Raw genomic sequence first — 20,351 nt, forward strand, 5'->3', positions numbered from 1 at the left:
ATCTAAATGATAATTATTTGTCATTGGCGACATGATTGGTGAAAATAGTTGTGGCAAGTGAGATTTTGAGACAGTCATGGACAAGATAAAACACAGTCAATCGGCTTCGGGGGGAAACGCCATCCAGCAGGCGTGTGCCTGGATGGCGAGGTTATGGGCGGATGATGCTACCGACAAAGATCATGCGGCCTGTCTTGCATGGCGGCAAACTGCGCCAGAACACGAACAAGCCTGGCAGCAGGTCTCACAGCTCCAACAACGATTCAATCAACTACCCGAACCGCAAATTGGTAGCAAACTGTTACGGCAGCGTACACAGATTTCACGTCGTCAATTCCTGTCTCTTGGTGGGCTGGGGCTTGGTGTAGGTTTGCTCTCGGCAGGTCATCTCGGTTCGAACTATTTGTATTCGACTGACTACGCTACGAAAACCGGCGAAATACAAAATACAACACTGGCGGATGGTACACGGCTGTTTCTCAATACTGGCAGCCGGGTAGATATAGATTTTAATCAGCATAAACGTGAAATCCTGTTGCATGCCGGTGAAATTTATATTGAAACTGCGCCACATCCGTTACCGCTGACTGTCATTTCCCGTCAGGGCAGTCTGGTACCACTGGGCACTCGCTTTTCGGTTCGATTGCTGGAGCAGCACGCCCGACTGGCGGTGTATGAGGGCAGGGTACAGATTCAGCCAGCACAATCGACGGAAAGCAGAGTGATAGAGTCAGGGCTTGGTGCCAATTTCAGTCGCAATGGTTTTTTGGCTGACTATGCGGTTAATGCGTCTGGCATGGCCTGGACAGCTCATAAGCTGGCGGTGGCAAATATGCCATTAACCGAGTTTATCGACGAGTTATCACGGTATCGTTCTGGTCGATTACGGGCCAGTCCCGAGCTTGCATCGTTAACTGTCACCGGCGTGTTTTCCTTGAAAGATACTGATCGTGTACTGGCTCAACTGACTGATATTTTGCCTGTAAAACTGCAAAGCTACTCTTCATTCTGGGTGAACGTTCTACCAGGCTGACAACTCGAGATGTGTTCAATTCATGCTTGGCTTGCCCGGCACGATTTATGTAAATAAAAATGATTAGCAATTAGATTACGGATTTTGCGATCTCATTCGGTATACAGATTACATACTGTTAAATGAGGTTAAGATCCACATGTCGTCGCGTTCAGTTTTACGACTTAAACCACTCTTTGTCAGCCTGTGTCTGGCGAGTTTTAGTCCGTTGCACAGCACTTCTGTTAGTGCAGAAATAGAGTTATATCAAACACACACCTTCAATATTCCCGGCGGTAGTCTTGATCAGGTATTGAATCAGTTTGGCTTGGAAGCCGGACTGGAGCTATATGTTGATGGTGCCTTATTGCAAGGCCACAGCAGCAGTGGCTTGAATGGTGAGTACGGGGCACTGCATGGCTTACGTACGCTGTTGCGTGATACCGGCCTTGTCGCTATCCAGCAGGCGGATGGTGCTTATCGGATCAGCTCGCCGGAAATCCTGTATCAGGACAATGATCTGGCAGAGTCCATCCACCTGGAGACTATCGATGTTGTCGGTAATCAGTTTGCCCTGACTCGGGATGAGCAGGGGTATAACGAAGTGTTTGATCGGGATATCTCAACCAGCTACATCGGCAAAACAGAAATTGAACGTTACAAGGGTGCCAGCCCGGCAGATTTGCTGAATGGCGTTGCCGGCGTGTTTAGTGGTGATTCCCGCAATAGTGGTGCGATAGATCCCAATATCCGCGGCATTCAAGGTCCTGGTCGGGTGCCATTGACCATTGATGGGACAGAACAGGCCATTACTGTCTGGCGGGGGTATAACGGGGCTTCCAATCGTAGCTACATTGACCCAAATCTGATTGGCAATATTCAGATCATTAAAGGGCCTAACCTGGAACGCAATGTCTATAGTGGTGTGGGTGGCGCTATTGTCGCCAGAACCATTGATGTTGATGACATCGTCAAACCGGGTGAGGACTTTGGTGCCGAGCTGAAGATCGAAGGCAGTAGCGGCTCAGTCGGGCCGCGAGTGCCCAGATTATCAACCGGTATGGATTACCGAGATGTCCCAGGATTCACACCAGGGGCAATTAATTCTTTTAGCGATCCAACACTGCGGGTCGAGCCGAAAAACAGCCGCGACTACAATCCGTTTTCTGGCGAAGACTATGCATTACGTCTGGCAGTGGGCAAACGTCATGAATACTTTGATGCCATGGTGGCCTACGCCTATCGGGAAAAAGGTAATCATTATTCCGGCAAAAGTAATGCCGGCTATTATTCAACCCCTTATAACAGTGCTGGCAGCTCACTGGCGGAGCTCAATCCAATTCAAGGCCTGGCGGTTGCTTTTCCTCCCGGTACCGAAGTGTTGAATACATCCAGTGAAATGGAATCCTGCTGGGCAAACTGACCTGGAAAATCAGTGATGAGCAAAGCCTGAGTTTTACTGCCCGCCGATCAGACAGTCTGTATGGCGAAGTGATGCCATCACGAATTCGTGCAAGTGGTTACGGTGAAGATTCAGGCAGAATTCAGTGGCCACTGAGCCAGGTGGATGCTCGGGCGTTTAACCTCGAATACAAATTGAATCCACAAGCCAACCCCTGGCTGGATTTTTATTCCAATATCTGGTTTACCGATACCCGTAGTGATACCTACACGGCTGGTGGACCACCAAATTTTGCCTTCTCAGCTAGTGATCCGATTATTTTTGATGCCGGACTTCGTAGTCAGAATAACGAGCGAACCGGTGTCACCCTCAGTAACAAGCTGGCCTTATTGGATTCACTTGATCTCACGCTGGGAGGTAATTGGCAATACGAAAAACTTCGTTCCGAAGGGCTTGAATATGACCCGGATAATTGGAACGGCAGTTTCAGTTTACCCCGCGCTGGCCGCCGACAGGAATGGGAGGGCAACTTCAATTTTGACTGGCGGCCAACCAATCGTCTGAGCTTTAGCGCCGGTGCGCGTTATTCCTCCTACTGGGCCTTTGATGATTATCTGGATGAACAGCAAAAAGCGGGCAATATGCCGACCAGTGTCACGGCTTATCATGGTCGGGTGGTATCCGGTTATACCAATTACACATCAACTCAAGATGATTGGGATAACGTCTATCAGGAACAATACAATTACTTTATCAGTGAAGGTGCGACTCCTTTCATAGCAGAGTTGTTAGCCACAGTTTCAGCTAACAACCAAGCTCCGGTTGGTCAGGTCATTCAATTGGAACAGCTTGCCGTTTGGTATCACGATGGCAAAGGCAATTATTTGTCAGCCAATAACCCTTGTGAAAATGGCGAATTATCCAATATCGACGATTGCACAGCATGGCAAGAGACACAGACTGGAGGAGAGTCAGCCGAAGTCACGGCTTTGCGCGAAGAGTTGGCCTATGAAGCCGATACCACTGCCAAAACCAAGCGTGGCCGTGCCTGGGTGCCGTTTTTCTCTGCGACTTATCAACTGACTGAGGCCAGCCGTATTTACTTTCGGCATAGTCAGGCAAAACGTTATCCCAGCATGTTTGAAAGTACCATCGGTTTTTCTGCCAACCAAAACCCTTACTACGATATTGAGCCGGAACATGCCTTTAACTACGAACTGGCCTTTGTCCAAGATCTAACGCCCTGGCTAAATGCGGAATATGCCGATTTCAAAGTCGCCTACTTTCAGCATAAGACTAAAAATCTTATCGAACGCGATCAGTGGTGGCGGTTTAGCAATATCGACCAGCAAACCATTCGCGGAGCTGAAATACAGGCCCGTTTTGATACTGGACGCTTTTTTACCAACCTGGGTCTGTCTTATACCTTCGAAAATGAGGTTTGTGATAAAGCCACTTCAGATTCTCTTAGTCGAATAAGTGGCGCAGCAGGAACAGCAAGTTTGCCCATTTCCCGCTGTGTTCAGGATGGTTTTATTGGCAGTTACTTGTTGACACAAGCCATTCCCGAACTGTCCGGCACACTGACGTTGGGCGGCCGATTTCTGGAGAGAAAACTCGAGTTGGGTACTCGACTCAGCTACTACAAAGGTCACAGCAATAAGGACCTTGAGGAGTATGTGCAGTACTACCGTAATTTCGGTGTTAACAGCCCATATACCTGGGGAAACCTGCTGACGGTTGATGCTTATGCCAACTACCGGATTAACAACGATATCAGCATTGAACTGCTGGGTACCAATCTGACCGATCAGTATTACGTTGACCCGGCTACCCGTTCAATGATGGCGGCACCGGGCAGAGTAATTAAGCTGAGCCTGACCATGAATTTTTAAAGCATTTACGAATTGGGGCAACGCTCCAATAGACGGCAAGCGGAGGTTTTCTGCATGCCAACTTTCAATGTTGATAACAAGGAGTTTCACCATGCAAACAAAAGATTTTTTCAAACACGCCAAACTGGCTGGCAATATCGCGCTGGCTAGCAGCCTGCTAATGGCAGCTGCCCAAGTGCAGGCAGCCCCCTGGGCCGGTACCCAGAGCGCAGCGGTGAGTGGCTATCAATATATTCAGGTTGGTGTTTCAAATGTACCTTTTGGTCCTCACTCCTGGGGTAATGCAGGTATTGGTATATCCAACTTTCCTTTGCTGGGTGTCACAGCAAGAGTTGACTTTGAGGGACTGACCAATGATTTAACAGGTCCAATCTATCATCTGGACTTTGCAATCACCGAAGCGCCAGAAACGCATGACGAGTTGGGTGTATTTAGTTTTGCTCGGGCGGGTGATGGCGATGTCTGGTTTGGTGAATGGTCAGAAAATGGTAATACTGTTTCTGGTGGCACCACCTACAACGGGCGTCAGGTTTACTACCATGGCGATAATGCAGATCAGTCAATTCCAGGTTCATTCTCTTCGCCGGTACAAATTAAATATAACGTAACTGGCATTAACAACCAGTTCAGCACAGTAGGTGTGATGGCTGGTGAGTTTGAGGCCAACTTCTATGGTGTTTACGGCACATTGACTGGTGATATCCAGGATACTGCCGGATTCATAATTGATATTGGGACTGCTGAGATTTCATCTTCAGCCGCGATTTCCGGTTCTGGTGCGGTTGCGTCTGATAACAGCGGTACTCTGGCGACTGGTGGTGCCATATCAGGCAATTTCTTCAATAACCATGATGCTGTAGCGGGGATTATCGACTTCGCTGGTACACAGTACGACACTGCCTTTGGTGGTCAAGCACAGTAATACACTGCCTGACTGATAGGGAAATCAGTTAAGTAGTGCTTCAACAAGCAAGCGCCTGTGTTCAGGCGCTTGCTTCCTTTTTCTGCTGAAAGCCACCGGACTATGTCACCTGAATCACGATTATTAGTTGCATCTCGTTGCAAACGGATGCTTCTCGCCGCATTTTTTTGCTGTCAGTTCATTAGCCTGAGTGGTTGGGCTAATGATAAGGATACTTCGCTACGATTGAATCAAAGTATTGAGCTGCAATCCAGCCAGCAGGAAAGGCAAATTCTCAAGGATGAAGAGTATCTGCGAGGGCAGCGGCCCACCCTGACCATTGACGGTACGACCCATACCATCGAACACAACGTCAATGATGTTGGACGGGCGTTGTATTTGTCTATTCAACAGCGGCAATGGCCAGCGGTGCTGTATTTTCTGGATGAATATCTGACATTCCCTGATGCAGATCCGATGCTGATTGCCTATGCACAAGGTTCGCTGGCCAGATTACGAGGCGAGATGAAGCTGGCGGAAAGCGAGTTCAGAAAACTGCTTGATATTCAGCCTGATTTTCTGCTCGGACAGCTGGAGTTGGCGCGGGTGTTATTTGAAAACCGTAAAGATGCCGATTCCGAAGCCATGTTTCAGCAGATTGCCGTGACTCTGGATCCCGCTGATGCTCGTCATCAGGGCGTGTTGACAACGGTAGACAGTTTTTTGCAGGCGGTTGACAGACGCCAATCCTGGCAGGGCTCTGTTGCGATGGGTGCGGTCTGGTCAGATAACCTGAATCAGACATCCGAGAGTTATACCTGTCTGCTCTATTACGGTTCAGTGTGTCTGTTTGAACGCCAGACGCCAGATGCTATCAAAGCGCATGGGCTTGATTATGAGATGACCTTGAACAGGCGCTTTGCATTGTCGGGGCATCATGGTGTGTTTTTTCGCGGGCTGTTGTTTGGGCAAAGTTATAAAGAGCATTCTATTTATAACGAAAGCCAAATCAGTACGCAGTTCGGTTACAGCTACCACAATATGCGTAACCAGTATTCGTTGGCTCCCACCTTTGAGTTTTCTCGTTACGGCAATGATTCGCTTTATGGTGCCTGGGGTCTGAATGCAGAGTGGCAGCACTATTTCAGCGATAAAGTGATGTTCAAACTGGAGACAAGTTATAAGGATCAGCAGTACCGGAAAAGCGTACTTGCCGATCAGTATGATGGCGATATCTGGTCTGCGTTTGCGACCGCCTGGTATGTCTTACCGAATAACTGGACAGTGTTTGGTGGCCTGGACTGGACCCGGAAAAAAGCCCAAATCAAACAACTCGCCTACGAACAGCTGGGGGTCAGAGCGGGTGTGGCCAAAACCTTTAATCAGTACGTCAATGCCGTGTTGTTTGCTTCGTATCGTGAGCGTGAACATGATGCGTTTAGCCCATTGTTTGGTGAACAACGCAAGGATCGAGAACAAAACTATACCTTGATTGTGCGCTTCCCCGGTCTTGCCATGTATGGCATGGAACCCAATCTGACTTTCAAGCACCGCAAGGTCGATAGCAACATTGACTGGCTGTATGCCTATGAACGCAACAGTGTCAGCCTGAAACTGCAAAAAAACTTCTGAGGATTAAAGATCATGATGCTGAGACTGATTTCAGTGTATTTATTGCTGCTGTCTACATCAGCGTTCAGTCAATCTGAGGCCAGGGGTTCAGATGACTGGCAGCAGCTTCAGACGCAGGCGACGCAGGCTTATCACGACAGTGATTATCTGCTGGCACAACAACTGATTCAGCAGGCCATTGCTTTGGCCGAAAAAGCTGACAATGGCGATGCTTATCAGGCAAGCAGTTTGAATATGCTGGCTTACATATATGCCGCCCAGGGGCAAACTGATCAGGCGCTGGATGCGATTGAACAAGCGGTGCAACTAAGCAGACAGGCATCTGAACAACACCAGGAACAGTTGGGGATCCTGTTGTTCAATCAGGGGCAGTTATTGCAACAGGCTAATCAATTGGAGCTGGCCTCTGCAGCGTATCAGCAGTCGATACAGAGCCATCTTGCATTTAACAGTGAGGGTGATGGCACTTTGTGGCAGGCCGTCCTGGCACAGGCACAGCTTTTGATGGCCGGTCATCAGTTTGTCGAAGCCGAGCAATTGCTTAAAAACGCCTTGAACGGATTTCCCGGCCAGGATCAATTTACGCATCAGCCTGACGCTATTGAAGATTTAATCGACTTACGTGTGCTGCTGGCACAAACACACTTGGCACAGCAGCAGACACAGCAGGCGATTGCCGTGCTTGAACAAGGCAGGCAGTTGCTACAGCAGCAAACAACGCAGAATGAGGAACAAAAATTATGGCTGCTGGAACTGCTGGCGACGGCTTATGAAGACACTCAGCAAGCCAGTAAAGCCTTGCCATTGCGTGAGCAGGCACTGAAAATCCGCCAACAGCAAACCACGCCAAGTTTGGCCAGTGTGATGCATCTTAACGAACTGGCCATGCGCTTTCAGCAGGATGAAAACTTTGCCGAGGCCGATGATTTCTACCAGCAGGCACTGGGTTTGCTGGCTGAGCTAGATCAAAACGAGTCGATTGAGCAGGCGCTGATTTTGGGTAATCGGGCAAGTCTCAAATTATTGCAGAGAGAAACTCGCACAGCGTTAGCGTTGTTTGAGCAGAGTTTCGCTTTGCATCAGCAGCTTAATCAACGGCCTCTGGATGCATCCAGAATCGCGGGCTATGCGGCAACGATTTATTACAATCAACGCCAGTATGCACAAGCTGAACCTTTGTTTTTGGAGGCATTGGCGTTATTGGACAGCGTGGCTGATGTGAATGAAGAGAGTCTTTTGATTGCACTGGATAACCTGGCAACACTCTATAACGCCTGGGGGAAAACCGGTAAAGCAAGGCTCTATAGCAATCGTGCCAGAGCGCTTAGAAATCAATAAATACGAATCTTAGCTATTATTTTTTACGGAAATCGTCATCTCATTCGGTATATGAAGTATCCCCACACAATTAACGGATACTGTCATGCCTCAAACAACAGATTCAGAAACATTCTCGCTCTATCTCAAAAATGGAACCAGTGCGATCCACGAGCAACTGGATAAACGCATTATGCAGCTCAATCCTTTTGCTGATAATGCGCATTATCAGGGCTTTTTGAGAATGCAACTTCGCCTGCATGCGGCGGGAGAGCAGGTGTATCAGAATGCGCAATTAAATACGCTTATTCCTGAACTCAAACAACGCAGTCGTCTCAATGCCGTGTTACAGGATTGTGTTGATTTGAATATTGCAACGGAGCTGCAACAGCATGATCAGCAGCTTGGTCAGCAGTTCACGATTACAGATAGTTATGCCGGCCTTGGCTGGTTGTACACGATTGAAGGTTCAACATTGGGCGCTGCCATGTTGCTCAAGCACGTTAAAAATTCACTAAACCTGTCCGAGACTTTTGGCGCCAGTCATATGGCTGCTCACAGCGATGGTCGGGCAACGCACTGGCGTGAGTTCAAGGCAATTCTGGATAACCTGGATCTGAATGATCTGCAACGAAAACAAGCACTGGATGCTGCCAAACAGGCATTTTATTTTGTGACTGAAGCAGTCGAAGAACTGATGGGCACGGAAAAAAAAGAAGTGACTGGCTGATGTTGAAAACAGCTTTATGGCGCTTGCTGGCACTGTTTTTTCTTGGCTTAGCTTTTATCGGGCTGATCCTGCCAGGTATTCCTACCACTGAGTTTGTACTGTTGGCGGTTTGGGCGTCAGCTAATGGCTGGCCGAGATTGCATCGCTGGCTGTTGGCGCATCCCCGGTTTGGACCCATGATCACACAATGGCAGACACATCGAGCTATTCCGCGTCGAGCCAAATGGATTGCCTTGCTGAGCATGTTGGTGAGTGCCGCTTTGCTGATTACCAGCAATGCGCCCATGTGGGTGAAATATTCCGTGCCAGTCGTGATGGCGCTCGTGATGATCTGGCTGGTGCGCAGACCCGAGATGCCAACACTGGCATGTGAAAGTGAGAAGTAATAGATGAAGTTATGGAAACAAGTGTTTGCCTTGTGTCTGGGACTGACTATCACTGTTGCAGTGATGGCAGAGGAAGACATAAATCCGCTAGTCACTGATGATGCATCACGGTCATCTGATACAGCAGTGCTGGAGGAATCATCCAGCGCCGACAATAGGCTTTTCAATATAGAAGACGGTGAGGCGTCAATTGCTGCTGAGTCTGAACAGCTGCTGGAAAGTCCTGAAGCCTCAGCTGGGTCGATCATGGGGACATTGGCGCACGATCTTTCGCCCTATGGCATGTATCAAGCTGCGGATTGGGTGGTGAAGTCAGTGATGATACTGCTGCTGGCGGCATCCATCGTGACCTGGGCTATCTGGATGGCGAAATGGTTGCAGCTGGCATCTGCCAGAAAGCAGCTCAACAAGCTTTTGGCACAGGTGATAACACAACATCGGTTTGATGAGGCAAGTCAGCTGCAATTTGGTGAGGCAAGTGCTGGTAGATCATTGATTGAGGCTACGGAACAGGAACTCAAGATGTCCCGCGACGAGAGTGCCTGGGTGGATGAGGGGATTAAGCAACGGATTAGCAGCCGATTAGAATCTATTCAAAACGCCGAAGCCACTTCAATGACGACAGGCATGGGCGTGCTGGCAACGGTGGGCTCGGTTGCGCCTTTTGTAGGTTTGTTTGGCACTGTTTGGGGAATCATGAATGCCTTTATCGGCATTGCCCAGTCACAAACAACCAATCTGGCAGTGGTTGCTCCCGGTATCGCTGAAGCCCTGCTGGCGACTGCCATGGGGCTGGTTGCGGCGATCCCGGCAGTGGTTATCTATAACCATTTCACCCGAAAGATTTCGGCATATCGTTCAATGCTCGGCAATCTTTCTACCAGTTTGTTGATTCTGGTTAGCCGTGATCTGGACCGGCAGAGTAGCTTTAGTCAAGCGGATATCGCTGATGTCTCAATGATCAAAAAAGCGGCGGTGGGCGAGTGAAAACAGGATTTTCAAATAATCCGGCAGAGCAGGATCTGACCGAAACACATGAAATCAATGTCACGCCATTTATTGATGTGATGCTGGTGCTATTAATTATCTTTATGGTGGCGGCGCCGCTAGCCACAGCCAGTATTCCAATTGATTTGCCGACAACCTCTGTGCAGCCGCCTTCAGTTGAACAGCAGCCCGTGTTTCTGTCTGTGGAAGCTGATATGACGTTGACGCTTAATGATGATGAGCGGATCACGCTGGACGATTTGCAGCAGCAGTTTGAGAGATTGGTGCCGGATCAAGACACCCGAATTTTTCTGCGTGCCGATAAAAGCCTTAGTTATGAAGAGCTAATGAAGGTCATTACTGCCTTGGGAAATGCCGGATATGTGAAGATTGCATTGGTCGGACTAGAGCAATCCAGCGGAGTCTGAAATGCCAGCTTTGAAACGCTGTTCATGGCGAATGTCATTTTCGGTTGGTGTTGCGTTCAGCATCCTGGCGCATCTTGCCTTGTTGTGGTTTTTTTTATGGCAACCAGTGTCCAGACCTCTGCTTATACCTGATGCGATTCCAATAGAAATTGCCATGGTTGCGCCATTTATTGCCGTGCCTGACCAACCAATCATGCCTGACTTGCCTGATGATACTCAGCTGTCAGAAGCCAGTGTCGAAAGGTCGGTTTCGCCACCTGTCACGCCTGATCATACAAGATCGGAAAAAAGCGAGATTCAGGCCTTTGCCACTGAAGATGAGGCTGATCTGCACAATGCAGTTGAACCGCCGAACCCGAACCCGAACCCGAACCCGAACCCYGAGACCTGAGCCTGAGCCTGAGCCTGAGCCTGAGCCTGAGCCTGAGCCTGAGCCTGAGCAGGAACCTGAATCTGCAGAGCCAGAACTCGTGCAAGAACCAGTGAATCCTCGAGTAACGGAGAGTAGTAGTGACTATTCAGCGCCAGAGACTGCGGCACCAAGAGTGGTAGAGGCAGAGAATCATGCGGAAGCGGCAGCCCCCAGGGTAGGCAGATTCAGTGAACAACGTGTATTACAGGCACGAGATAACTGGCAATTTCGTTTGCATGCGCATCTGGATCAATTTAAACAATATCCGGCACATGCGCGTCGTCGAGGACATCAAGGGGTGCCGAGAGTCGCTTTTATCATGAACAGAAACGGTGCCGTTATTGATGTCTGGCTGGTGCAAAGCAGTGGTACGGAATCATTGGATTTGGCGGCTTTGGAACTTATCCGCCAGGCAGAGCCTTTGCCTGCCTTGCCTGAAGAAATAACGGGTTCACAGCTGACATTGACAGTGCCAATTAACTATTCGCTGTGAACAGGCTGACTAAACGCGATCTTCAAATGCCGCTTCGAGACAGGCCTGCAGACCTTTGGCAATATATTTTTCCACGGAGGAAACCGAGATATTCATGCGTTGTGCAATTTCCTTATAACTCAGGTTATCCAGTTGTCTGAGCAGCAAGGCTTCACGGACTTTCGCGGGTAATCGGTGCAACATGGCATCAAGCTCTACCAGCGACTCAATCATTTGTGCATGTTGCTCAGCCGAGGGCGCATGAGACTCTGGAAGATCTTGCAGATATTCCTGATAGGCTTTTTCGAGCTGTTTGCGGCGAAATTTGTCTACTAATAGACCTTTAGCGATGTGCGTCAGAAAACGTCTGGATTCTTGCTTTTCAGGCAAGCGACCACTGACCATGATGCGCATATAGGTGTCATGGATCATGTCGGCGGTATCTTCAGGGCAGCCCAGCCGTTTCTGAATGAACATGGACAACCAGCTGTGATTTTCAAGGTACAGTTGTTCAACCTGTCTGGCATGTTGATTGCTGATTGCAGTCATGAACAAACTCCTGATGATCGTTACTCATTAATGATAATGCGTATCATTATCATTAAAAGGGCAGGTTTATGCAAATAAGCTTGTTGATCAATTGAGTCGTATAAAAGAAAAAGTCCCTTTAAAACATGCTTCAGCTAAGGCTTAGGAACAGTGGAGATTTAGTGGTTTTGTCAGATCGATTAAACGATGAACCCGACGAAACAATGCTCACATCAGAACACTGAACAACAGCGAGGCCAGCACGCAAAACAACACGGTCCACAGCGCTGATTTTTTCAGTACGGCGAGGATCATAAATCCAGCAATGGCAATGATGATATCGGCCCAGCTTTTGATGCTTGAGGTGATCACCGGGTCATACCAGGCAGCCGCCAGCAGGCCGACAACTGCGGCATTGACACCGGCCACCGCGGCAGCTGCTTTCGGGGTGGCGGTCAGCTTTCCCCAGAAAGGCAGTAAGGCCAGCAATAACAAAAAACCGGGCAGAAAAATTGCCAGTGTGGCGATCAGTGCTGACCAGCCTGAGGCGAGGCCGGTATCGATATTGGCACCAAGATAGGTAGACAGGGTAAACAATGGTCCGGGCACCGCTTGTGCAGCGCCATAGCCGGCCAGAAAGGTGTCTGTGGTCATCCAGCCATTGCCGACTGTGCCTTGTTCCAGCAAAGGCAGTACGACATGGCCGCCACCAAACACCAGTGCGCCGGCCTGATAAAAATTGGCAAACAGGTTGAAGGGAGTGCTTTCCGAGCTGGTGGTGCTTAAAAAGCTGGCCAACAGCAGGGCTGTGAACAGCATGCCAAGCACTACGGCGCTGCGTTGTGAATAGGGCACTTTGATTTCGCTACTTTCCAGATGTCTGGCTTGGCAAAGCCAAATACCGACAATGCCGCCGAGCAGTATCACCAGTAACTGCATCCATGTCGAAGTTGCCAGCAGCAGAATAATAACGGCGGCAAATGCGATGCCACGACGTGTCCAGTCGGGCGTCAGTGTTTTACTCATGCCTAAAAGTGCATGGGCAACCACGGCCACAGCCACTAGTTTGAGCCCGTTGATGATGGCAATACCGGTTGCGTTATCCAGATACATGGCAAGGCCGGCAAAGCCAAACAGAACGATGGCTGACGGTAATGTAAAGGCAATAAAAGCGGCAAATGCACCTGCCCAACCTGCACGTATCAAACCGATTGCCATGCCCATTTGACTGCTGGCGGGACCAGGCAAAAACTGGCAAATGGCCAGTAGTTGTGAAAACTGGTTGTCAGTGAGCCAGCGTTGACGTTCGACAAACTCCTGACGAAAGAAACCGATATGCGCCACTGGTCCACCAAAGGCGGTAAAACCCAGTTTGATAAAGGACTTCCAGACTTCGATTGCGGCAGACATCAACGTGTTTCCTAAATCATGTATGGCTATTCTGTCATGGCATTATGACGATTCTGTGATTGTCATATCGGTCTGCAAAGCATGAATCAGTTGTTGCATATCATCCGGAATGGGCACTTCCCAACTGACCAGTTCACCGCTGGCGGGATGTTCAAATCCTAATACACCTGCATGTAAAGCCTGGCGCCTGAACCCGGTCACTGCCTCGCGACAGGCCTCGCTCAGGCCTTTGCCATGCATTCGACCGCCATAGACAGGATCGCCGACCAAAGGGTGACGAATGTAGGCCATGTGAACCCGGATTTGATGGGTTCGCCCCGTTTCCAGTTTACAGCGAATGTGAGTATGCGCTCGGAAGCGCTCAATCACCCGGTAATGGGTCACCGCGGGTTTGCCACTGTCAGTCACCGCCATGCGTTTACGATCAATATGGTGCCGACCCAGCGGAGCATCCACCGTTCCGCCTGCGGTCAACACACCACCAACGACCGCTTGATATTCGCGTAATACAGTGCGTTCTTGAAGCTGGCCGATAAGTGAGTTGTGAGCTCTGAGCGTTTTGGCAACCATCAACAAACCGGTGGTTTGTTTGTCGATACGATGCACGATACCTGCACGGGGTATATGTATCAGTGATGGTGCATGGTTGAGCAGGGCATTAACCAAAGTACCCTGATGATTACCCGCGCCTGGATGCACCACCATGCCGGCCGGTTTGTTGAGGATGAGTACTTCTTCATCTTCGTAGACAATGTCCAGATGCAGTGCTTCAGCCTGCCAATGGTCATCCTGCACTTGAAGCGTGGCGCGAATCTGAATTTGTTCACCACTGTGTACTTTGTCTCGGGGGCGGCGTTGCGTGTTATCAACCATTACCTCACCGGCTTTGATCCATTTGGTTAACTGACCACGGGAATAATCGGGGAATAATTGTGCCAGCGCCTGATCCAGGCGCATGCCGGTCAGTTCATCAGGAATTTCGCAATGGAGTTTTATTGTTTCGGACATGGGGTATCATTTAATGAAATCAGAGCAGCATTATAGCCTATGCGCCTGAGATGACCTTCATGTATCTGGGGAGTGATAATGCAAAAGCAGCTATTGGTAGCCATGATCATATTTCTAGCAATGCCAGCGGTGCAGGCTGAGCAAAATGTGGTGTTATTGGCGTCAACCTGCGCTGCTTGCCACGGAACCGAGGGACGTAGTGTCGGCGGCATGCCGCGACTGGCAGGCCTTGAGCAAAGCTACTTCATTGAGCAGATGTTGCAGTTTCAGACAGGACAGCGGCCTGCTACCGTGATGATGCATCATGCCACCGGATATACCGCAGAAGAAATTGCCAAACTAGCCAGATATTTTTCTGAGCAGGAATAGGCACAGTTGATCGCTCATGGCCTCTGGCTATGAAGGGTTAAGCGGGCTTTGATCAGAGCCCCTGGCAAGCGGGACAAAAATAGGTGGCGCGGTTTGCCTGCCGGAAAAGCTCTATCGGATGACCACATTGCCTGCAGCCCAGTCCCGCCCTGTTGTAGACCTGTAATTCCTGAGCAAAATATCCGGGGTTTCCCTCGGAGTCACGAAAATCTCTCAAGGTAGTGCCTCCTGCAGCAATCGCTTTGCCAAGCACTGCCTTGATGGCCTCAACCAGTTTGAATGCCTGATTTCTTTTGAGTTGGGCGGTGATCATTTTGGGATGAATGCCCGCCATGAACAGAGCTTCGCTGGCGTAAATATTGCCAACACCGACCACGATCTCAGCATTCATAATGAATGTTTTGATGGCAACTTGGCGTTTGGACGCCTTATCAAGCAGGTAGTCAGCGTCAAAATCAGCTTCCAGTGGTTCCGGCCCAAGATGCGACAATAAGGGATGCAGTTCTACAGGTTCGTGCGTCCAGATAACAGCGCCAAATCGCCTTGGGTCGGTATAACGCAGTCGATAGCCATTTTCAAAGACAATATCAACATGATCATGTTTGTCAGGTTGCAACGGCTGACTGGCATCAAGCACTCGTAAACGCCCGGACATGCCCAGATGTATGAGTAAGGTGCCGCTATCACAGTCAAACAGCAGATATTTGGCGCGACGACGTATTTGATGCACTCGCTGCTCAGCTAATATCTGTGGCAGGTCAGGGTTCACCGGCCAGCGCAGGCGGTGGTCTCTAACGATGACTTCAGCAATATTTTGTTGTTCCAGAAAGGGCGCTATGCCGCGTCGGCTGGTTTCGACTTCAGGTAATTCAGGCATCCGTTGATGAGCCCTGTAAAAACAGTTGTTGCAGCATGCCCGAAGGAAAAAGGTAGCGCAGGCCCGCTTCGGGATGACTGATCAGCAGTCCATTGGCTGAAACTTCTACCCACAAAACTACCGGTTGATCTTCATGGCGTAGCCAGATTCGAACAGGTACTGCATTTTCAGGGACAGCGTTGTCTAGCATAATCGCCACTTGCATAGCGTAGGCATTTGACCAGTTTTGTATTAATTGAACCAGGTCATCACTGCTAAAAGACGGGTTTTTGATATCGCTGCGCCAGCTGCCTTGTTGTTGAATCAGGCTAATGGTTTGTCGCGGATCAGGTTGCCCTTCATTGAGCATGGGCAAGGTCATACGTTGTAGCTGCGCACCTTCTGGCAGTATACGAGGTTCAACAAAACTGCCCGCAGCTGCTTGCAGTAGCGGAGAAATATCATCGTCGATGAGATAAATCACGCCTTTGTGCATGACATAGCGTCGACCACTGAGCGATTCGGTATCACCGAACAATAACAAGGCGTCATCAAGCTGAAGGGTCAATCTGGGCTGTGCCAGACCGAAAGCCTGAAGCCCACTGCTGTCAAAAGGGTAGAACTCACTGTAAACCGGGCTGGAAAGCAAGTTCAGAATCAGCGCGGCGCGATGATCACTGGCGCGTGCCGGTCGAGGTTGTTGCATATGCCATTGCCCTGATTTTTCAATCAAGCCTACCGGTGGACTGTCTGGCCGTCGAATGATGATGCTGGAGACAGTGTGCTTGCCAGTGACATCAGCCAGAGTGTTGTAACTGGGACCTTGCATTGCGACGCGCAACGCCCAGAACGCCAGTAAGATGACAATCAACAACAACAGATTGGTCAGCAGCTGACGTTTCATCGTCTGCGCCTCAGCCACCAGAGTAATAAGCCGGTTCCAGCCAATAACAGCGGTAATACAAATAGAAAACCGATGCCAAGTAACATCGATTGAACATCGGAAAGTTTTAGCTGATTGTCCGGTGTTGTTCTGAGCGGTATCTCAATTAAGGCATCATCCTCGGTCAGCCAGTTGATGAGGGCATTGGCAAAATCAAGATTGGCGGCATTACCAACATAGGTATTAGAGGCAAAGTCACCATCACCCAGTACTGCGATACGCTGGGGATTATCGTCGCTGTCAGGCCAGCGCTCCAACAAATAGCCGATAGAGAATGGCCCAGTCATGTCGGTATTGGCGTTGAACTCGGGCACCAATGTGTCATCTGCATCAGTGTTCATTTGAATCCAGCTTTGAGCACCCGTATGCAGCAGACTTGTGTAGTTCCAATCAGTGGCGACCGCCGTATTTTGCTCAATGGCGACGGCATCAGGAAATAATGTGACCGAGGGTGTCGCCGCCGCTACCGGATGATTGGCATAGTCTGCGATGACCACAAATCCGGGATCCTGAATCCCCAGCAGTTGAGCATTGACATCCAATACCCGGCCACTGTTGAAATACAGTCCCAGTTGTTCTGCAACAGGGCTGAGCAGCAAGTGTTGTTCCGGTTCTGCCATCCACAGCAGGTTACCGCCATTATCGATATAACGCTGTATCAGCGTGATCTCACCTTCAAGCCATGCGCGTTGGGGGCTGGCAATGACAATGACACTGGTATTTTCGGGAATGACGGGGCTGGCGGCTAGATTTAAAGATTCAATCTGTACCCCGGTTGCTTGCAGATAATCCGACCATAGTGACAGACCAAAATTGGCATCGCTAAAGGGACTGCGTTCACCGTGTCCTTCCACAAACAGAATCAGCGGCTGCTGCTGTCTGGCAACACTGAGCAGTGCGTTGGTGATGGATTGCTCGGAAAAGTCCAGCACATGCTGCCTGCGAATGCCCGTGCTGATCACGATTTCACCCTGCTGACGAATATTCAGTTCACGAACACGCTGAGGTGCTTGCTCTGGATCAGTGAAACGCACATTTAGTTGCGAACTGGCGGTTTGATAGCGCTTGAGAATACTGCTGGCCAGATCGCGAAATTCATGATTGTGGCTGATAAAAATTTCGACATCGACGGGCTGCTCAAGACTTTGCAGTAAGCTCAGCGTGGTCGGGCTTAGACTGTGACGCTGGCTGGCGGTCAGATCAAAGCGTGTATTGGTATGTTCTGCCAGTTGTGCCAGTACAATGACGGCGACAACCAATAATGCCCAAAACAGCCACTTTTGCACTGTAAACATGCGGATGTATTGTCGATTCAGCTTCATCCCGTCAGTCGCTCATTGTCGAGTTTTCGAATCGCGAACAACAGAAATGTTAATGTCACAATTAAATAGTAGGCAACATCTGCGGTATAAAGCTCTCCCTGCAGCATAGGTTCAAAATGTTTGAGCAGTGACAGCCAACCAAGCCAGCCGGCATCATCATGACCAGATTGACCGGCCCAGTCGACGATCCACAGAAAAAATAACAGGCTGAAAGTGGCTACCGCAGCGATGGCAGGTTGCCGGGTCAGCGAAGACAGGAACAAGCCAATGGCCATAAAACTTGCGATTAGCAGCAGCAGACCCAAGGCACCAGAAGCAAGTTGCATGAGGTCAATATGACTGCCAAGCAGCAGGCTCAGTGGCATCAGTAACACCATGAACAGCAGTATCAGTAAAAAAGCAAAACTGCCGAGAAACTTACCCATGACGACACCGGCAGCAGTCAATGGTGCCGATGTCAGCAGCGGTAAACTCTCGTTACGACGTTCCTCAGCCAGTAAACGCATGGTGATTAGCGGACTGATCAGCAGCAGGACAATGGCGGCATTGCCAAGCAAGGGGGCAACGATCATTTCGGTGACACCAGGCGCGCCAGGAATGGCTGCGATTTGTGACTGAATCTGCATAAAATAATCGAGATGACTCAAAAACAAGTAAGCCAGTAAAGCCTGACTCAACGCGAGAATGACCCAGGCAAGCGGTGATAGAAACAGTCGATAGAGTTCATTGCGGGCAAGATTAAGCATCTTTGCTGTTTTCCTCTCTCTGCACAATTTTCATGAACACATCTTCGAGGCTATGCTGTTCCGCGACCAGTTGGCGCAGTTGCCAGCCGTTTGCAACTGCCAGGCTGACCAGTCGCTCGGTAGGATCATTGTCGGGTTGATAGTGCAGGCGAAAAGTCGAGTCGGCAATCGTTTGTACGGAGACCACGCCGGCTATTGCTGACAATTCACTCACTGACGGGGCATTGGCTAACTGGACTTGCAATGATGATGCATGCATTTGTTTGCTCAACGCATCAATACTGTCGCTGAACAGTAATTGCCCATGAGCGATGATTTGTACTCTGTCACACAGCATTTGCACTTCCGGCAGAATATGAGTCGATAGTATGACGCTGTGTTCGTTGGCAACTTCGCGGATAAGGTGACGAATGTCGCGGATCTGGATGGGATCAAGGCCCGAAGTTGGCTCATCAAGAATCACCACAGCAGGATGATGAACAATCGCCTGGGCAATGCCGACTCGCTGCTGAAAGCCTTTTGATAACTGGCCTATCAAACGATGCTGTACATCGCCAAGTCCACAACGCTCTATTACTCTATCAACGGCGATCCGCAGTGGCTTTCCGGCCAGCAGGTTCAGCCGACCACAAAAAACCAGAAACTCCCTGACAGTCAGTTCACGATAAAGCGGCGGGGTTTCAGGCAGATAACCGATATGTGCTTTGGCTTGTTTGGGCTGTTCAAGCAGATCAACACCGTTAATGAGAATTTGCCCATTCGTGGGCGCAAGATTGCCACTTAACATTTTCATCGTGGTCGACTTGCCGGCACCGTTAGGACCTAAAAATCCCAGTACTTCACCGCGGGACAGGTGAATATTGATATCACTGACAGCGGTTTGTTGGCCGAATCTCTTGCCGAGATTATTTGCTTCCAGCAGTTTTGTCATGATGTCTACAGAACGGATTTAGCCTGAATTGCCCAATCGGTTGCTTCTACATATGCATCGCTCATCTGCGATAGAGTCAAATGAGAGTCCTGTATTTTATCCCACTCACCCTGTTCGTAAAGCGCCACTGCTTTGAGCAGACTGCCAAGTGGGCCTCCGCCATGTGTTAATGCGAGCTTGATCTCGCCACTGAGCGGTAAGCTTGTCATCAAGTTTTCCATGGAAATTCCCATCATGACGTCCAGATTGGACAGCATGCCGGTCAGAAAACCGGTTTGTTCTTGAAAGCCATACTCAGAAGCCAGTTTTTCACACATCTTGGCGCGTATCAGCGCGTTCATCATTAATTCAGGAGGGACAGATTCGATGGCATTCATTGCAATCAGCGTTGTCCAGGTTCGAATCGCGCCCAAGCCAAGAATCACCAGGGCCTGTTGAATGGATTCAACTTTACGTCGCAATCCCATGGCGGCTGAGTTGAGTAGTCTCAGCAGTTTATAACTGAGTGTGACATCCTGAATAATCAGGGCCTTCAACTTCGCGAAACTCAACATCCTGATCTTGCAGCTTTTCTATGATTTGAAACAGTTTTTCGTGATCACAGGAACAGGCTTGTCTTCGATGATATTGGCCGGCTGAAGTAATAGCCCTGGAACAGCTCGAA

22 protein-coding genes are annotated in these 20,351 nt (G+C 49.6%); 13 read left to right on the top strand and 9 right to left on the bottom strand.

Annotated elements, in window-relative coordinates:
* Window positions 1–76 precede the first annotated feature (76 nt).
* The 12 genes from MPL1_RS06180 to MPL1_RS06230 all read left to right on the top strand — a co-directional run bounded on the left by MPL1_RS06180 (window position 77) and on the right by MPL1_RS06230 (window position 11,595).
* Complete coding sequence (locus MPL1_RS06180) at window positions 77–1,033, top strand: FecR domain-containing protein (protein ID WP_051057019.1); 957 nt, start codon at window positions 77–79, stop codon at window positions 1,031–1,033.
* Window positions 1,034–1,172: 139 nt separating this feature from the next.
* Window positions 1,173–2,435: a TonB-dependent receptor gene (locus tag MPL1_RS14100; protein ID WP_051057021.1), complete on the top strand. Its 1,263-nt coding sequence runs from the start codon at window positions 1,173–1,175 to the stop codon at window positions 2,433–2,435.
* Window positions 2,436–2,506: 71 nt separating this feature from the next.
* Window positions 2,507–4,309: a TonB-dependent receptor domain-containing protein gene (locus tag MPL1_RS14105; RefSeq protein WP_051057023.1), complete on the top strand. Its 1,803-nt coding sequence runs from the start codon at window positions 2,507–2,509 to the stop codon at window positions 4,307–4,309.
* A gap of 91 nt (window positions 4,310–4,400) precedes the next feature.
* Window positions 4,401–5,231, top strand: coding sequence for a Slam-dependent surface lipoprotein (locus MPL1_RS06190; RefSeq protein WP_009726266.1), 831 nt, complete (start codon window positions 4,401–4,403; stop codon window positions 5,229–5,231).
* 225 nt (window positions 5,232–5,456) lie between these two features.
* A complete protein-coding gene (locus MPL1_RS06195) occupies window positions 5,457–6,842 on the top strand; it encodes a surface lipoprotein assembly modifier (protein ID WP_009726267.1) in 1,386 nt (461 codons plus the stop codon).
* Between the two features lie 12 nt (window positions 6,843–6,854).
* Window positions 6,855–8,180: a tetratricopeptide repeat protein gene (locus MPL1_RS06200; RefSeq protein ID WP_009726268.1), complete on the top strand. Its 1,326-nt coding sequence runs from the start codon at window positions 6,855–6,857 to the stop codon at window positions 8,178–8,180.
* A gap of 85 nt (window positions 8,181–8,265) precedes the next feature.
* Entirely contained in the window at window positions 8,266–8,889 is a 624-nt protein-coding gene (locus tag MPL1_RS06205) for a biliverdin-producing heme oxygenase (RefSeq protein ID WP_009726269.1), read from the top strand.
* Window positions 8,889–9,275: a YbaN family protein gene (locus tag MPL1_RS06210; protein WP_009726270.1), complete on the top strand. Its 387-nt coding sequence runs from the start codon at window positions 8,889–8,891 to the stop codon at window positions 9,273–9,275. The genes MPL1_RS06205 and MPL1_RS06210 overlap by 1 nt, the downstream gene beginning before the upstream one ends.
* Window positions 9,276–9,278: 3 nt before the next feature.
* Window positions 9,279–10,262, top strand: coding sequence for a tonB-system energizer ExbB (exbB, locus tag MPL1_RS06215; RefSeq protein WP_009726271.1), 984 nt, complete (start codon window positions 9,279–9,281; stop codon window positions 10,260–10,262).
* Entirely contained in the window at window positions 10,259–10,690 is a 432-nt protein-coding gene (locus MPL1_RS06220; protein ID WP_009726272.1) for a biopolymer transporter ExbD, read from the top strand. The genes exbB and MPL1_RS06220 overlap by 4 nt, the downstream gene beginning before the upstream one ends.
* A 1-nt stretch (window position 10,691) precedes the next feature.
* Complete coding sequence (locus tag MPL1_RS06225) at window positions 10,692–11,081, top strand: hypothetical protein (RefSeq protein WP_009726273.1); 390 nt, start codon at window positions 10,692–10,694, stop codon at window positions 11,079–11,081.
* Window positions 11,026–11,595, top strand: coding sequence for an energy transducer TonB family protein (locus tag MPL1_RS06230; protein WP_009726274.1), 570 nt, complete (start codon window positions 11,026–11,028; stop codon window positions 11,593–11,595). Before MPL1_RS06225 ends, MPL1_RS06230 begins: the two co-directional genes overlap by 56 nt.
* Before the next feature lie 9 nt (window positions 11,596–11,604).
* Here the strand turns inward: MPL1_RS06230 and MPL1_RS06235 are convergent, their stop codons facing one another.
* From MPL1_RS06235 to rluD, 3 genes are all read right to left on the bottom strand, one after another.
* On the bottom strand, window positions 11,605–12,123 hold the full coding sequence (locus tag MPL1_RS06235; RefSeq protein ID WP_009726275.1) for a sigma-70 family RNA polymerase sigma factor: 519 nt from the start codon (window positions 12,121–12,123) through the stop codon (window positions 11,605–11,607).
* Between the two features lie 207 nt (window positions 12,124–12,330).
* A complete protein-coding gene (gene chrA, locus MPL1_RS06240) occupies window positions 12,331–13,512 on the bottom strand; it encodes a chromate efflux transporter (RefSeq protein ID WP_009726276.1) in 1,182 nt (393 codons plus the stop codon).
* Between the two features lie 42 nt (window positions 13,513–13,554).
* A complete protein-coding gene (gene rluD, locus MPL1_RS06245; protein WP_009726277.1) occupies window positions 13,555–14,520 on the bottom strand; it encodes a 23S rRNA pseudouridine(1911/1915/1917) synthase RluD in 966 nt (321 codons plus the stop codon).
* Window positions 14,521–14,598: 78 nt separating this feature from the next.
* Between rluD and MPL1_RS06250 the strand changes: the two genes are divergently transcribed.
* On the top strand, window positions 14,599–14,889 hold the full coding sequence (locus MPL1_RS06250; protein WP_009726278.1) for a c-type cytochrome: 291 nt from the start codon (window positions 14,599–14,601) through the stop codon (window positions 14,887–14,889).
* Between the two features lie 52 nt (window positions 14,890–14,941).
* On the opposite strand, the gene mutM is transcribed toward MPL1_RS06250, so the two are convergent.
* From mutM to MPL1_RS06280, 6 genes are read right to left on the bottom strand one after another with little or no spacing between them, the layout of a single operon-like run.
* Window positions 14,942–15,766: a bifunctional DNA-formamidopyrimidine glycosylase/DNA-(apurinic or apyrimidinic site) lyase gene (gene mutM / locus MPL1_RS06255; protein ID WP_009726279.1), complete on the bottom strand. Its 825-nt coding sequence runs from the start codon at window positions 15,764–15,766 to the stop codon at window positions 14,942–14,944.
* Entirely contained in the window at window positions 15,759–16,649 is an 891-nt protein-coding gene (locus MPL1_RS06260) for a DUF4340 domain-containing protein (RefSeq protein WP_009726280.1), read from the bottom strand. The genes mutM and MPL1_RS06260 overlap by 8 nt, the downstream gene beginning before the upstream one ends.
* On the bottom strand, window positions 16,646–18,010 hold the full coding sequence (locus tag MPL1_RS06265) for a GldG family protein (protein WP_009726281.1): 1,365 nt from the start codon (window positions 18,008–18,010) through the stop codon (window positions 16,646–16,648). The genes MPL1_RS06260 and MPL1_RS06265 overlap by 4 nt, the downstream gene beginning before the upstream one ends.
* The gene (locus MPL1_RS06270; protein WP_009726282.1) at window positions 18,007–18,756 is read right to left on the bottom strand and encodes an ABC transporter permease; all 750 of its coding nucleotides are present in this window, start codon (window positions 18,754–18,756) and stop codon (window positions 18,007–18,009) included. Before MPL1_RS06270 ends, MPL1_RS06265 begins: the two co-directional genes overlap by 4 nt.
* Window positions 18,749–19,687 carry an ABC transporter ATP-binding protein gene (locus MPL1_RS06275; protein ID WP_009726283.1) on the bottom strand — a complete coding sequence of 313 codons (939 nt, stop codon included), beginning with the start codon at window positions 19,685–19,687 and terminating at the stop codon, window positions 18,749–18,751. The genes MPL1_RS06270 and MPL1_RS06275 overlap by 8 nt, the downstream gene beginning before the upstream one ends.
* A 5-nt stretch (window positions 19,688–19,692) precedes the next feature.
* Entirely contained in the window at window positions 19,693–20,223 is a 531-nt protein-coding gene (locus tag MPL1_RS06280; RefSeq protein ID WP_235045542.1) for an EAL and HDOD domain-containing protein, read from the bottom strand.
* Between the last annotated feature and the right edge of the window lie 128 nt (window positions 20,224–20,351).

Source organism: Methylophaga lonarensis MPL, assembly GCF_000349205.1.
Lineage (GTDB): Bacteria > Pseudomonadota > Gammaproteobacteria > Nitrosococcales > Methylophagaceae > Methylophaga > Methylophaga lonarensis.